The organism is Mycolicibacter sp. MU0102, assembly GCF_963378105.1.
Taxonomy (GTDB): Bacteria; Actinomycetota; Actinomycetes; order Mycobacteriales; family Mycobacteriaceae; genus Mycobacterium; species Mycobacterium holstebronense.
In genome coordinates this window covers 3,774,352-3,788,291 of record NZ_OY726398.1, presented here as the reverse complement: position 1 = coordinate 3,788,291, position 13,940 = coordinate 3,774,352, and the positions used below count along the sequence as shown (strand labels likewise).

Genomic DNA, 13,940 nt, shown 5'->3' with positions numbered 1-13,940 from the left:
GCGCCACTACGATGGCCGCCGAAGGTGTAAAGGTGACGACAACGATGCGGAGCGAACTGTATGCCCGAATCGGCTAAGGGGCAGCGCAGAATTGGCGCCCCGGACGCGAAGAACCGGACCCTGTTGCTCGACGCGGCAGAAGAGCTGCTGCTGACCGACGGCGCCGGTGCGGTCAGCTCCCGTCGTGTCGCCGAGCGGGCGGGCCTCAAACATCAGCTCGTGCACTACTACTTCCGCACCATGGACGACCTGTTCCTGGCGATTTTCCGCCGGCGCGGCGATCAGGGCTTGGCCGAGCAGGCGGCGGTGTTGGCGTCGCCGCAGCCACTCTGGGCGCTGTGGCGATTCAACACCGATCCGGCCTGGACGGCGTTGACCATGCAGTTCATCACCGTGGCCAACGAGCGCGAGGCCTTGCGGGCCGAGATCGCCAACTACGCCGAGCGGCTGCGCGCCGAACAGATCGCGGCGGTATCCGGGTTGTTTGCCCGGTACGGCGTCGACGACGCGGAGTTCCCGCCGACGGTGCTGATGGTTCTGATGACCAGCGCCTCGCGGATGCTGATCATCGAGCAGGAGGCGCTGGGCATGACTCTCGGTCACCCCGAGACCATCGAGTTCGTCGAGCGCTGGCTGCAACGGCTCGAGGGTGACCCGCCGCCGTACGCGCCGCTCTCGGGCGTCGCGCTGGCCTCGGGGCCCGCCGAGCATTAGCGCTGTTTCCTGCCTTGTTGGAGGCGATCGGCGGCCTGCCAATGCTCGTCGGCGACCCACAACCGGGCGAACGCCGCCACCGCCTCGTCCGCCGATGCGCCGCCGAGCACCCGTTTGATCTCCCCGGCCGACGGGTTGGCCAATGACCGGGCCAGGGCGCGCCATTCGGCGTCGAAGGACTCCCTCGGGACCACCCGGTTGATCAGGCCGATGCGTTCGGCCGCCGAGGCGTCCAGCATGGTTCCGGTGCCGGCCAGCAGCAGCGCCTGACTGTGCCCGACTAATTTGCCGAGCCGCTCGGCGCCACCCCAGGCCGGCATGATCGCCAGGGACACCTGATTGAACGCGATCTTGATGTCGGCGGCCGCGATGCGGATATCGGCGGCGACCGCCACTTCGGCGCCACCGCCCAACGCGTGGCCGTTCAGTGCCGCGATCACCGGTGCCGGGAACGCGGCGATGCGATCGCACAGGGAGCGCATACGCCAGGCCATGGCCGACGCTTCGGCTTCGGTGCGCAGGGCGGCGAGCTGCTTGAGATCGCCGCCGGAGACGAAGGCGCGGTCGCCGCCGCCGGTGATCACCAGGGCCTGCGCCCCGGCGACCTTGTCCAGCGCCCGGTCGAGTTGCTCCATGGTCTCGGGGGCGATGGCGTTGCGGGCCTGGGGCCGGTTGATGGTGATGACGGCCAGGCCGTCATCCAGTTGTACGTCCAGCTCGTCCGGACAGTCCTGGCCCATGGCTCTCCGCTCAAGATATTGGCATTCTCAAAAACGGAGAATAGCATCACGGGCAAGATGCGAAAGATTCCTGCCGACCTGGCTCGGCACTACGAAGAGCAGGGGTGGTGGACCCGCGAAACCCTCGGTGACCTGCTTGCTAGCGGGCTGGCGGCGGGCGCCGAGACCGGGTTCGAGGTGCACTCGGCGGTTCGGCCGTGGCGGGGGAGTTTTGCCGACGTCGAGTTGGTTGCCCGCCGTCTGGCGGCCGGCCTGCGAGCCCGCGGCGTCGGTCCGGGTGACGTGGTGGCGCTGCAGCTGCCTAACTGGATGGAGGCCGCCGCGGCGTTCTGGGCGGCGGCGTTCCTGGGTGCGGTCGTGGTGCCCGTCGTGCACTTCTACGGTCCGCGGGAATTGGGCTTCATCCTGTCCGCCAGCCGGCCGCGGGTGTTCATCACCGCCGAGCGGTTCGGGCGGATGAGTTTCCGTCCCGAGCTGTGCGCCGACATCCCGATCGTCGGGGTGGTGGGCGGGAACGACGCGAGCGTGGTGGGCGGGAACGACGCGAGCGTGGTGGGCGGGAACGACGCGAGCGTGGTGGGCGGGAACGACGCGAGCGTGGTGGGCGGGAACGTTGACGACTTCGAAGACCTGCTCGCCGACGAACCGATGGCGGGCACCCTGGATGCCGATCCCGCGGCGCCCGCGTTGATCGCATTCACCTCCGGGACCACCCGTGAACCCAAGGGCGTCATCCACAGTCACCAGACCCTGTGCTGCGAGACCCGCCAGTTGCTCGCCAATTACCCCAAGGACCGCGGTCGGCAGCTCACCGCCACTCCGGTCGGACACTTCATCGGCATGGTCGGGGCGTTTCTCATCCCGGTGCTGGAGGGGGCGCCGATCGACCTCGCCGATGTCTGGGATCCCGCCAAGGTGCTGGCGCTGATGGCAGAACAGGGGGTGTCGATCGGCGGCGGACCGCCGTACTTCGTCACCAGCCTGCTCGACCACCCGGACTTCACCGACGCCCACCTGCACCACATCCGCCACGTCGGGCTGGGCGGGTCGACGGTGCCGGGTGCGGTCACCCGACGACTTGCTGACCTGGGCATCTTCGTCTTCCGCTCCTACGGCAGCACCGAGCACCCGTCGATCACCGGGTCACGCCCGAGCGCTCCCGAGGACAAGCGGCTGTTCACCGACGGCGATGCCCGGCCCGGCGTGGAAGTGCGGTTGGCCCCTGACGGCGAAATCCTGAGCCGGGGACCCGACCTGTGCCTGGGCTACACCGACGACGCGCTGACCGCGGCGGCCTTCGATGCCGACGGGTGGTACCACACTGGCGATATCGGGGTGCTCGACGCCGACGGGTATCTGACCATCACCGACCGCAAAGCCGATGTGATCATCCGCGGCGGCGAGAACATCAGCGCGGTAGAGGTCGAGGACGTCCTGCTGGCGATGCCGGCGGTGGCCGAAGCGGTCGTGGTCGCGGCTCCGGATGCCCGGCTAGGGGAGCGGGCGGTCGCGGTGCTGCGCCTCAAACCGGCGTGCGAGCTGCCGGCCATGTCGCAGGTGCAGGAGCACTTCGAGCGGATGGGCGTCGCGCGGCAGAAGTGGCCCGAGGAATTGCGCGAGGTCGAGGACTTCCCGCGCACCGCCAGCGGCAAGGTGCAGAAGTACCTGGTCCGCAAGCAGCTCACAGGCAGTGTTGCAACGACACCTTCATGAGAATAAGATTCTCATGAACCGAAAAGGAGCATTTCATGGGTCAACTGTCACATCGCGTGGACGTCCCGTTCCCCTTGTTCGATGCGGATAACCACCTCTACGAGCCGCCCGAAGCGCTGACCAAGTACCTGCCCAAGGAGTACAAGGACGTCGTCCAGTACGTGGAGATCAACGGGCGCACCAAGATCGCCATCCGCGGCCAGATCAGCAACTACATCCCGAACCCCACCTTCTCGGTGGTCGCCAAGCCCGGCGCCTGGGAGGAGTACTTCAAGTACGGCAATCCCGACGGCAAGAGCAAGCGCGAACTGTTCGGCGAACCGATGAAGTCCATTCCGGCGTTCTTCGAGCCCGCCCCCCGGCTGGAGCTGATGAACGAGCTGGGCATCGACCGCTCGCTGATGTTCCCGACGCTGGCCAGCCTCATCGAGGAGCGGCTGCGCGATGACCCGGTCACCATCCACGTCATCATCCACGCGCTGAACCAGTGGCTGGACGAGGTGTGGGGCTTCAACTACCAGAACCGCATCTTCACCACACCGGTCATCACCCTGCCGATCGTCGAGAAGGCCATCGAGGAACTGGAGTGGGCGGTCAAGCGCGGCGCCCGCGCCATCCTGATCCGCCCGGCTCCGGTGCCCGGCTTCCGCGGCCCGCGTTCGTTCGCGCTGCCCGAGTTCGACCCGTTCTGGGAGAGGTGCGTCGAGCACGACGTCTTCATCGGGATGCACTCGTCGGACAGCGGCTACTCCCGCTACACCTCGGAGTGGGACGGCTCGGTGGAAGAGATGCTGCCGTTCCAGACCAACGCCATGGGCATCCTCAACGAGTGGCGCCCGATCCAGGATGCGGTGGCCTCGTGGGTGATTCACGGCGCCCTGTTCCGCCACCCCAAGCTGAAGGTCGGCATTGTGGAAGCCGGCTCCAAGTGGATGTTCCCGCTGCTGGACTCCATGACCGAGGTCTACCGGAAGGCGCCCGAGGCGTTCCTGGGCAACCCGATGGAGGAGATCAAGAACCGGATCTACGTCAGCCCGTTCTACGAGGAGGGTATCGACGACCTGATCAACCTGGTCGGTGTGGACCAGGTGCTCTACGGTTCGGACTGGCCGCATCCGGAGGGTCTGGCCGAGCCGACCCACTACATCACCGCGCTGTCGCACCTGCCCATCGAGGACCAGGCCAAGATCATGGGCGGCAACCTCGGTCGGCTCGTCACCGTTTAGCGGTGCCACGCTGGCAGACCATTCCCGAGATGGTCCTGAGCGCCGGCGATCGCTTCGGGGATGCCGAGGCGATCGCCGACGGCCCGGTACGGCTTAGCTTCGCTAAGCTGGCCGACCGGGTCCGTTGCGCGGCAGGAGCATTCGCCGCGGCCGGTGTCGCCAATGGCGATCGGGTAGCGATCTGGGCACCGAACTCGGCGGATTGGATTATCGCCGCTTTCGGGCTGCTGACCGCCGGCGGCGTCTTGGTTCCGGTCAACACCCGGTTCAAACCGAGCGAAGCCGAGGACATCATCCGCCGTAGCGGCGCCAAGCTCGTCCTGGTGGAGAAGGGCTTTCTCGGACTGGATTTCAGCGCCCCGCCCGGTGTGCCGGTGATCGATCTGAAATCGGACTTCCTGAGCACGGGTTCGCCGGTGCACCGCAGCGTCGACGGGGGCGACATCGCCGACATCATCTTCACCTCGGGCACGACGGGCCGGCCCAAAGGCGTGATGATGACCCATCAACAGAACCTGCGGCTCTATACCGAGTGGTGCGATCTGGCCGACCTGCGCGAGGGCGACCGGTACCTGATGGTCAACCCCTACTTCCACACGTTCGGCTACAAGGCGGGCTGCATCGCCGCATGCATCCGCGGTGCCACCATGGTTCCGGTGCGGGTCTTCGAGGTCGACACCGTCCTGGAACTCATTGAAGCCGAACGCATCACCATGCTTCCCGGCCCCCCGACGCTGTATCAGTCACTGCTGGATGCGCGCGGTACGCACGACTTGTCGTCGCTGCGTGCCGCGGTCACCGGAGCCGCGGACATCCCGGTGGACCTGATCCGGCGTATTCGCAACGAGTTGCCGTTCCGATCCATCATGACCGGTTACGGGCTCACCGAAGCCGGTACCGTAACCGCCTCTAGGCGCGGCGACTCGTTCGAGGACATCGCGACCACGGCGGGGCAGGCCTGCGAAGGCATCGAGGTGAGCATTGCCGCTGACGGCGAAGTCCTGGTGCGCGGCTACAACGTGATGGTCGGCTACCTCGACGACCCGGCGGCGACCGCCGAGGCCATCGACGCGCAAGGCTGGTTGCACACCGGGGACGTCGGCACGCTGGATGCCGCCGGCCGATTACGCATCGTTGGTCGCAAGAAGGACATGTTCATCGTCGGCGGCTTCAACGCCTACCCCGCCGAGATCGAGGGCTTCCTGCTGGAGCATCCGGGGATCTCGCAGGTTGCGGTGATCGGCGTGCCCGATGCGCGAATGGGTCAGGTCGGCAAGGCGTTTGTGGTGAAAAGTGCCGGGGATGCGCCGCTCTCCGAGACCGACCTGATCGCTTGGAGCCGCGACCGAATGGCAGGTTTCAAGGTGCCGCGCTCGGTGTGTTTCGTCGACGCGCTGCCGTTGAACGCCACGGGCAAGGTGGACAAAGTGCAGCTGGAGGCAAAGGCCCTCGAGACCGGGGCCTGACGCGCTGTGTACGTCTGCTTGTGCGCCGGGGTGACCAGTCAGCAGGTCATCGACGCGGCCCGAGCCGGTGCCACGACCACCAAGCAGGTCGGTGAGCGCACCGGAGCCGGGACGGTGTGTGGACGCTGCCGAAACAACATCCGGGCCCTGATCTCGACCACCCTGCAGGAATCCAAAACGCTGACTTAAGTCATCTAATGTGCGCGGCCGCCGGAAGGCGATACTGTCGTGACGGCGGATGGCGCAGGGTCGGTGGACAGAGGGATCAAAGCATGGCGGTGGCGGACAAGCCGGCGAAGGTGACGGCGCGCGAAGCTCGGCGCCTGCAGACGCGCGAGCGGTTGCTGGGTGCGGCGACTGCCGAATTCAAGCGGACCGGGATGGCCCAGGCCGACGTCGGGGCCATCGTCGCCGCCGCCGGCGTCGCGCACGGCACATTCTTCTTTCACTTCCCCACCAAGGAGCACGTGCTGCTGGAGTTGGAGCGCCGGGAGGAAGAACGAATCACCAGGCAGTTCGAGAAATTTCTTAGTGAGCGCCAAGGGCTTTCGGACATCTTGGCTGAGTCCGCCCGCCTGATCATCGATCTGGAGCGACGTCTGGGTGATCCGCTGTTCACCGAATTCCTGGCGCTGCACTTCTCGCCGACCCGACCGCCTGCCGAGAACGGCGAGCATCACCCGCTGATTGTGCTGATCGCCGAGCGTATCGAAGTGGCGCGGGAGCGCGGCGAGATCGACGACGACGTCGTCGCGATGAACAGTGCGGTGTTCTTCCTGCTCGGCCTCTACGCCCTGCTCATCACCACCCATGACTGGCCATCTCGTCCGGAATTGGTCGCCGACTACGTGACCAGGACCTTGCGTGGCCTGGGTGCTGCGCACTGAACTCGCCAAAAGTCATTGACTTAAGTCAGTGATTTCCCTACCGTCGTAGGCGTTCCTCAAACGGCGAGGGGGCGGCTATTGCCTACTGCACCGCAGCAACTGCGCGACGGGCTCGGTCTCGATGAGCACCTGGAGCTGTCACGGGCCGCCCAGCGCCGGGCAGACCGATGGATGATCTGTGGCGGCATGCTGATCGGCACGGCAGCGGCGGGCATCTTCGGCCTCCCACTGTTCCTGCGCGGAATTTGGCTGCAGCGCAAGGCCCAACGCGACGGTCTGGCGGTGCGGCCCATGCTGGTGACGTTGCTGGGCTACCTGGTGATCATCGACGCCGCGATCAACGCCGTGGGCTGGGCACTGGACATGGTGGCCAATCACACCCTGCTGGCCCGCGTGCTGCTCAACGGCTGGGGCGCGATGTTCGACGCCGGCTATTTCTGGCACTACAACGAGTTGTGGATCGGCGGGGCGGCCGGCCCGGGCGAGAAGGGCTGGGAGATCGGGCTGATCTTCACCGTCTTCACCATGCGTATCGCGGCGGCGATCGGATTTCTGCAGATGAAGCGGTGGGGTCATCAGTGGATGGTGGTGACCTGCTGGATGGGCGTGGTGATCTGGATCGGCTACGTGTTCAACATGACCATGTACGCCGATGCGCGGTACGCCGGTGTGGTGTTCCCGGTGATCAGCTGGTGGCTCTACGACATCTTCTACATCACACCGTTTTTGGCAATCCCGTACCTGCACACCGTCAACCGGGAGATCTTCTCCGACTGATCAACGATAGGAAACCCTGATGACCTGGCTTTGGGAGATACTCCGCTACGTCGCCGCGTGGGGCGGAACGTGTTTGATCATCGCGTTCTGGTACTGGATGTTCTCAAGCATCGGAACCTTTTGACCGGGGTAGGCGTGGACCCCCTGGCGCTGGAGACCAGCTGTGCGCTGACGGCAGTCGCATTGAGCGACCGACGCCGCGACGGTGCACGGTTGATGACCGGCGCCCGAAGAAGTTTCAGCCTGAACCCGAATCTGTCGACCGTCTACGTGCCCCACCCCCCTCATCCCTCAGGGCCGGGCTGGACCAGACGGACGCTGACCTGCGGGGTGGCGCTGCAATGTTCGCCCTCCAAGGAGCGAATCGCGCAGTACCGGTTGGCCGACCTATCGCCGCGTGAGCTTCTGGCCCTGACGTTCGTCGAGTCGCAGGTGGCACTCGGTTGGGTGGCTGGGCGGTGGCCGGGCCTGGTGGCCGAGCTGCAGCGGGTGCTGCCGGACCTCGATCCCGCCGATCCCGAGATGGCGGCCGCCGAGATGTTCGACCGCGCGACCGTCTTGGCGCGCACCCGGCAGCCGCTGGCCGGGCATCCACTGACCGGAACGCTGCCGGCCGCCTGGACCGAGCCGGGGCGCCTGACCTCCTCGGTGCGCCGCCTTGGCCGCATGCCGTGGTCCAGCAACCAAAAGCGGCGCCCCCGCCCGTATTCGGTACCGGTCGGTGGTGACGGGGGAGTTCGCAACACCACCATGCCGCCACCGAGCCGACCCGAAGACGACGATCGCTTTCTCGGTCGCGACCGGCGAGCCGGCATCCCCTACCCGGAGTGGAACATGCACACCGGCAGCTTGTTGTCCGACCACGTCGCGGTGGTGGAGCGCGACCGGCGAACACCATCGGGCGAGCCCTCACCGGCCGCGATCGAGCTGCGTAAGTGGTTCGAGCAGCACACCGTGCGCGCCATGACCAACCGGCTCGCCGACGGATCCGATCTCGACGTCGACGCCTACGTCAGCTACCGCCTCGACATGCTCGCCGGGGAGGCGGGGGAGCCGCGGATCTTCCGGGAGTTGCTACCGGCAGGCCGGGACGTGACCACCGCGGTGCTGCTCGATGCGAGCTCGTCGCTGGGCGTGCATGGTGGCCGGCTGTTCGGCCTGGAGCTGGCCTGCGCGGACGCGCTCTCGGCAGCGATGACGAGCGCCCGTCAGCGCCACGGCATCTTCGCGTTCACCGGCAACACCCGCCACCACGTGGAAGTGCACTGCCTCAAAGACTTCGGCGACCGCAAGTTCGTCGCGCCGAGCGGTCTGGGACTGCGCACCGGCGGCTACACCCGGCTGGGTGCACCGCTGCGACATCTGACCAGCCGGCTGTTGGCGCAGCCTTCCGAGCGGCGGCTGCTCATCATGATCGGTGATGGACTGATGTCCGACGAGGGCTACGAAGGCCGATACGCCTGGGCCGATGTCGCGCATGCCGTCGAAGAAGCCGACCAGGCCGGCGTGTGCGTGTACTACGTCGGCGTCGGGCCCGTGCGCGTAGATCCACTCCCCGAGGTGTTCGGACCGCTTCGTTCCCAACGGATTCGGCGGGTCGCGGAGCTACCGCGCGTACTGGCCCACGTACACCGCGAACTGACCGCAGCATGACCGACGACGTGCGAGGAGCCCGATGAGCAGCGATGTCTATTTCGCCAACGGCAACGAAGTGCAGTTGTTCGAGAGGGCCTACCTGCGCCGCATCCCGGTGATGCTCACCGGCCCGACCGGCTGCGGTAAAACCCGGCTCGTCGAACACATGGGCTTGCTGCTGGGCCGGCCGGTGATCACCATCAGTTGCCATGACGACCTGACCAGTTCGGATCTGGTGGGCCGCTTCCTGGTGGCCGGCGGTGACGTGGTGTGGACCGACGGGCCGCTGACCAAAGCGGTGCGGTCCGGGGCGATCTGCTACCTCGACGAAGTCGTCGAGGCACGGCATGACTCGCTGGCGGTGCTGCACTCGTTGACCGATCACCGTCGCACCCTGTACCTGGATCGGGCCGGTGAAACCATCACGGCGCCAGACACCTTCATGCTGGTCTGCTCCTACAACCCCGCCTACCGGAGGTCGCTCAAAGAGCTGAAGCCGTCCTTTCGGCAGCGGTTCGCCACGCTGCCCATGCACTACCTACCCCCGGAGCGCGAGGCACAGGTGATCGTGGCCGAGACCGGTGTCGAACCGCAGATCGCCGATCGCCTGGTGCAGTGCGCCATCGCCCTGCGCACCGCAGACCAGGCGTTGCACTTCGAACCGCCCTCGACGCGCACCTTGGTCAACGCCGCGCAACTGGTCGCCGCCGGCGCCAGCGAGCCCGAGGCCGCCGAAGCGTGCATCCTGGCGCCGCTGACCACCGACGGCGGAATTCACGATGGCCTACGTGAAGTGGCCGCCAGCGTGCTCACCACTGAGACCGAGCGCCCCTAGGAAAGGAAGCGGACGTGGACCAGCAAGAACGTAACCGCAAGCGAGCATTGATCGTCTTTCAGGTCTTCATCTACGGCTATCTGGCCATCATGTTCGGCATCCAGCTGTACATGTCCTTCGCCCGGGGCTGGTGGCAGCTGTGAGTGCGCCGGCCTCGGCGACGAACTTCGTCGCGCTCGAAGATCATGAGACGCAATCGCGTGGCGCCCAGCGCCGAGCCGACCGCTGGATGATTGCTGGCGCAGCGTTGATGGGAATGTGGGTGCCCGGCTTTATCGGTTTGCCGATCTTCCTACGCGGGGTTTGGCTGCAACGCGAGGCCCAGCGTGCGGGTCTGGCGGTGCGGCCCATGATCGTCACCCTGATCGGATATCTGGTGCTGATCGACGGCATGCTCAACAGCCTGGGCTGGTCGCTGGACCTGGTCGCCAATCACACCCTGATCAACCGGGTGCTGATGATCGGCTGGGGCCACATGTTCGACGCCGGCTATTTCTGGCACTACAACGAACTGTGGGTCGGGGGCGCCGCTGGGCCGGGCGAGAAATCCATGGTCTTCGGCATGATCCTCACGGTGTTCGCGATGCGTTGCGCCGCCGCGATCGGCTTTTTGCAGATGAAGCGCTGGGGTCACCAATGGATGATCGTCACCTGCTGGATGGGCGTACTCATCTGGATTCTCTACGTCTTCAACATGACCATGTACGCCGACGTGCGCTATGCCGGGGTGATCTTCCCGGTAATCGGCTGGTGGCTCTACGACATCTTCTACATCACACCGTTTTTAGCGATCCCGTACCTGCACACCGTCAACCGGGAAATCTTCTCCGACTGATAAAGGGGCCGATGATGGAAACACCTGCCGCCGAAGTACTGCCGCCGGGCACCACCGCGTACTACGCGCGAATGCACAAGTGGATCAAGCGCGCCACCTTGGTGTGCCTGGTGGCGCTCGTCATCGAGGGCGCATTCACCCTGCCGTTCATGGCGGTCTACTACGGCTATCCGACGCTGAGTCTCACCCAGATCTGCAGCGAACTGCTGAAGACCCGGTTCTCCGACGACACGTTGGAGTGCAAGTACCCCTACCCGCCGCTCGGGCCTCCAGAGGGCGCCGAGGGCAAGGACACTGCCAAGGACATCTGGGGTATCCAGCCTGTCCCGCAATACCACCGGCTGGGCTTCCGGGAGTTGGTCGACCGGTATCAGGCCCGCCAGGCCAAACAGAATGCCGAACAACAGGCGGGCGGATGAGCACCGCTGCGCCCGTGACCGATGGACACGTAGCACCCGAACTGCCCTACGTCGCCTACGCTGACCTGCCGATGGCCCGCGATCGCGGTGAAGGTTGGGCGGCGTTGCGTGATCTCGGGCCGGTGTTGGCCGGCGACGGCTGGTACTACCTGACTCGCCGCGAAGATGTTCTCGCCGCACTGCGCAATTGGGAGGTGTTCTCGTCGAGGATCCCCTACGACGACATGATCAGCCCGGTCCCGCTGGTGCCGTTGGGGTTCGATCCGCCCGAGCACACGCGCTATCGGCAGCTGCTGCATCGCTACTTCAGCCCACAGACTCTGATCGCCCTGCTGCCCTCGCTGCAGGCGCAGGCCGCTCAGATCATCTCCGAGATCGCCGAGCGTGACCGGTGTGAGGTGATGGCCGAGCTGGCCACCCCCTATCCCTCGCAGGTATTCCTCACGCTGTTCGGGCTACCTCTCGAGGATCGAGACCGCCTCGTCGCCTGGAAAGACGCAATCATTGCGTTGAGTCTCGCGAATGACCCCTCGAGCGTGGATCTGACCCCAACGGTGGAACTGTACGGATATCTCGCTGAAGCGGTTGCGCAACAACGGAAGGATCCGTTCCCCGGCGTTCTCTCCGAGCTGCTGCGCGGTGCGGACTCGCTGAGCGACAGTGAGGCAATCGGGCTGTCTCTGGTGTTCGTGCTGGCAGGTCTGGATACCGTCACCGCAACGATCGGCGCAACGATGCTGGAACTCGCTCGCCGGCCCGAGTTGCGTGCCGGGTTGCGCGACGATGCCGACGGCATCGCGGTCTTTGTCGAGGAGATGATCCGCCTCGAACCTGCGGCACCGGTCGTCGGAAGAGCGACAACTCGCCCGGTCACGGTTGCCGGCGTCGACCTTCCGGCGGGCGCCCAGGTGCGCCTCTGTCTCGGTGCGATCAATCGCGACGGGTCCGACGAGCGCTCCGGCGACGAGCTGGTCCTCGATGGAAAGGTCCACAAACACTGGGGATTCGGTGGCGGACCACACCGCTGTCTGGGTTCGCACCTGGCTCGCATGGAACTCAAGCTCATCGTCTCGGAGTGGCTGGCCCGTATTCCTGAGTTTGAGCTCGCCCCTGGCTTCGTTCCGGAGATCACCTGGCCGTCTGCGACGTGCGCACTGCCCACGCTGCAGTTAAGGATCGGGCCGTCCGCCTGACTCTCGGCGCCCCACGTGCGGCCTAGCCGGTGTCGAACAGCGCGGCGACGTCGGCGGGGCGCACCTTGAGCGCGGCGTTGCGTGGCAGCTCATCGACGACGGCAATGGCAACGGGCACATGATGGCTGGGCAGTGTTTCGCGCACCAGGCCGATCAGCTCATCGGCGGTCGGCGACGGAAAGCCTTCCCGCAGTTCGACCGCGGCGGCCGGCACTTGGCCAAGGCGGGGATCGGGGATAGCGACCACGCAGGCGTCACGAACCGCCGGATGCATGATGAGCACGGCACGCACGGTTTCCGGCAGGATCTTGAACCCGCCCCGATTGATCGCTCCGTCGCCGCGGCCGTGCAGGGTGATGAAACCGTCGGAGTCCACCGACGCGATGTCAGTGGTGCGGATCCAGCCCGGACGCACCACGTCTATCCGGGCTTCCAGCACGCCGCGCTCACCGACCGCCACCTCGTCGCCGCTGTCTGGATCCATGATGCGCACCTGCACGCCGGGCAGTGGCCTGCCGGAGCTGGCCAGCTTGTCAGCACCGTAGCGGCGGTACAACTCCGGTGTCCAGGCGCAGACGGATCCGGCGAACTCGGTTGCGCCGTAAGCCCACAGCAGGGGTATGCCGAAGCGGGTCTCGAATTCTTCACGCAGCTGGGGCTCGAGCGGCCCGGAACCCCCGGGCAAGTACTCCAAAGACGCGAGGTCCTCCTTGGCGACGTCGGCGTCGAGCAGCATCCGCAGGATCGCGGGCTGCACACCGGTCCGCCGGATCCGGTACGTCTTGACCGCGCGCACCCACGCTTCGACAGTGAACTTCTCCAGCAGTACGACCCGCTTGCGCAGGTACGGTCCGACCAGGAGTTGGCAGACCCCGATGCTGCCGAACGGCCAGTACACCAACTCCGGCGGATCGTCGGGGAGCGGAGTCCGGCCGACCGTCATGGTCGACACGGTGTGCTGCAACGCCGCTGTGTCAACCGGTACCCGTTTGGGGGGTCCGGTGGTGCCACTGCTCAGGATGTGCAGGCCAGGGCGGCGCTGTTGCGGCTCGGCCTGGTTATCGTCGAGCTGTTTTCGTGGGGTGAGTGTTTCGACATCCAGCGGCCGATCGGACAGCGCGATCGCGGCGGATCCGCGGGCGCCGGCAGCCTCGATCGCCTCGTTGCTCCAATCCTGCCGGTCGGCCAGGACCGCCGGTAGCCGCAGCGCGGTGATGTCGCGTGCGATGGCCTGCGTCGATTGGTAGGAGTAGATCATCACGACCGGCCGCTCGGCGGCGATGAACCCGAGGATGACGGCAGCGTGGGGTACTCGGTTGCGCACCACCAGTCCGACCGGTTCGCCGGGGCCGATTCCGGCCCGCCGCAGGTGATCCTCGACGGAAGCGACGTATCCGGTGATGTCGTAGCCGGAGTACCAGTGCCGTTCGAACTCGATGCACGGTGCCGCGCCGTAGCTGTTCAAGCTCGCAGACAGCGCCGCGCTGAACCGTTCCATGG

General features: G+C 66.1%; 15 protein-coding genes. 13 read left to right on the top strand and 2 right to left on the bottom strand.

The features are described from left to right. Positions 1-60 precede the first annotated feature (60 nt). The gene (locus RCP37_RS17885; RefSeq protein WP_308484328.1) at positions 61-714 is read left to right on the top strand and encodes a TetR family transcriptional regulator; all 654 of its coding nucleotides are present in this window, start codon (positions 61-63) and stop codon (positions 712-714) included. Here the strand turns inward: RCP37_RS17885 and RCP37_RS17880 are convergent. Beyond that, positions 711-1,454 carry an enoyl-CoA hydratase/isomerase family protein gene (locus RCP37_RS17880; RefSeq protein ID WP_308484327.1) on the bottom strand — a complete coding sequence of 248 codons (744 nt, stop codon included), beginning with the start codon at positions 1,452-1,454 and terminating at the stop codon, positions 711-713. The two genes, RCP37_RS17885 and RCP37_RS17880, sit on opposite strands and share 4 nt — an antisense overlap. 57 nt (positions 1,455-1,511) lie before the next feature. On the opposite strand from RCP37_RS17880, the gene RCP37_RS17875 reads away from it, so the two are divergent. The 12 genes from RCP37_RS17875 to RCP37_RS17820 all read left to right on the top strand — a co-directional run bounded on the left by RCP37_RS17875 (position 1,512) and on the right by RCP37_RS17820 (position 12,440). Continuing rightward, on the top strand, positions 1,512-3,167 hold the full coding sequence (locus RCP37_RS17875) for an AMP-binding protein (RefSeq protein ID WP_308484326.1): 1,656 nt from the start codon (positions 1,512-1,514) through the stop codon (positions 3,165-3,167). Between the two features lie 35 nt (positions 3,168-3,202). After that, positions 3,203-4,393, top strand: coding sequence for an amidohydrolase family protein (locus RCP37_RS17870; protein WP_308484325.1), 1,191 nt, complete (start codon positions 3,203-3,205; stop codon positions 4,391-4,393). 2 nt (positions 4,394-4,395) lie between these two features. Beyond that, on the top strand, positions 4,396-5,859 hold the full coding sequence (locus tag RCP37_RS17865) for a FadD3 family acyl-CoA ligase (protein WP_308484324.1): 1,464 nt from the start codon (positions 4,396-4,398) through the stop codon (positions 5,857-5,859). Positions 5,860-5,865: 6 nt separating this feature from the next. Beyond that, positions 5,866-6,048: a (2Fe-2S)-binding protein gene (locus RCP37_RS17860; protein WP_308484323.1), complete on the top strand. Its 183-nt coding sequence runs from the start codon at positions 5,866-5,868 to the stop codon at positions 6,046-6,048. Between the two features lie 83 nt (positions 6,049-6,131). Then, a complete protein-coding gene (locus tag RCP37_RS17855; RefSeq protein ID WP_308484322.1) occupies positions 6,132-6,746 on the top strand; it encodes a TetR family transcriptional regulator in 615 nt (204 codons plus the stop codon). A 171-nt stretch (positions 6,747-6,917) separates the two neighbouring features. Then, positions 6,918-7,523 (top strand): hypothetical protein, encoded by a 606-nt coding sequence (locus RCP37_RS17850; protein WP_373693199.1) that lies wholly within the window; start codon positions 6,918-6,920, stop codon positions 7,521-7,523. Positions 7,524-7,643: 120 nt separating this feature from the next. Then, positions 7,644-9,176: a nitric oxide reductase activation protein NorD gene (locus RCP37_RS17845; protein ID WP_308484320.1), complete on the top strand. Its 1,533-nt coding sequence runs from the start codon at positions 7,644-7,646 to the stop codon at positions 9,174-9,176. Positions 9,177-9,198: 22 nt separating this feature from the next. Continuing rightward, positions 9,199-9,993, top strand: coding sequence for a CbbQ/NirQ/NorQ/GpvN family protein (locus tag RCP37_RS17840; protein WP_308484319.1), 795 nt, complete (start codon positions 9,199-9,201; stop codon positions 9,991-9,993). 14 nt (positions 9,994-10,007) lie between these two features. Continuing rightward, positions 10,008-10,136 carry a hypothetical protein gene (locus tag RCP37_RS17835; protein ID WP_308484318.1) on the top strand — a complete coding sequence of 43 codons (129 nt, stop codon included), beginning with the start codon at positions 10,008-10,010 and terminating at the stop codon, positions 10,134-10,136. Beyond that, the gene (locus RCP37_RS17830; protein WP_308484317.1) at positions 10,133-10,828 is read left to right on the top strand and encodes a hypothetical protein; all 696 of its coding nucleotides are present in this window, start codon (positions 10,133-10,135) and stop codon (positions 10,826-10,828) included. Before RCP37_RS17835 ends, RCP37_RS17830 begins: the two co-directional genes overlap by 4 nt. A gap of 14 nt (positions 10,829-10,842) precedes the next feature. Beyond that, on the top strand, positions 10,843-11,247 hold the full coding sequence (locus tag RCP37_RS17825) for a hypothetical protein (RefSeq protein ID WP_308484316.1): 405 nt from the start codon (positions 10,843-10,845) through the stop codon (positions 11,245-11,247). Further along, positions 11,244-12,440 (top strand): cytochrome P450, encoded by a 1,197-nt coding sequence (locus RCP37_RS17820; RefSeq protein WP_308484315.1) that lies wholly within the window; start codon positions 11,244-11,246, stop codon positions 12,438-12,440. Before RCP37_RS17825 ends, RCP37_RS17820 begins: the two co-directional genes overlap by 4 nt. Positions 12,441-12,462: 22 nt before the next feature. Here RCP37_RS17820 and RCP37_RS17815 read toward each other — a convergent pair whose 3' ends face one another. Then, positions 12,463-13,938: an ANL family adenylate-forming protein gene (locus RCP37_RS17815; protein ID WP_308484314.1), complete on the bottom strand. Its 1,476-nt coding sequence runs from the start codon at positions 13,936-13,938 to the stop codon at positions 12,463-12,465. Between the last annotated feature and the right edge of the window lie 2 nt (positions 13,939-13,940).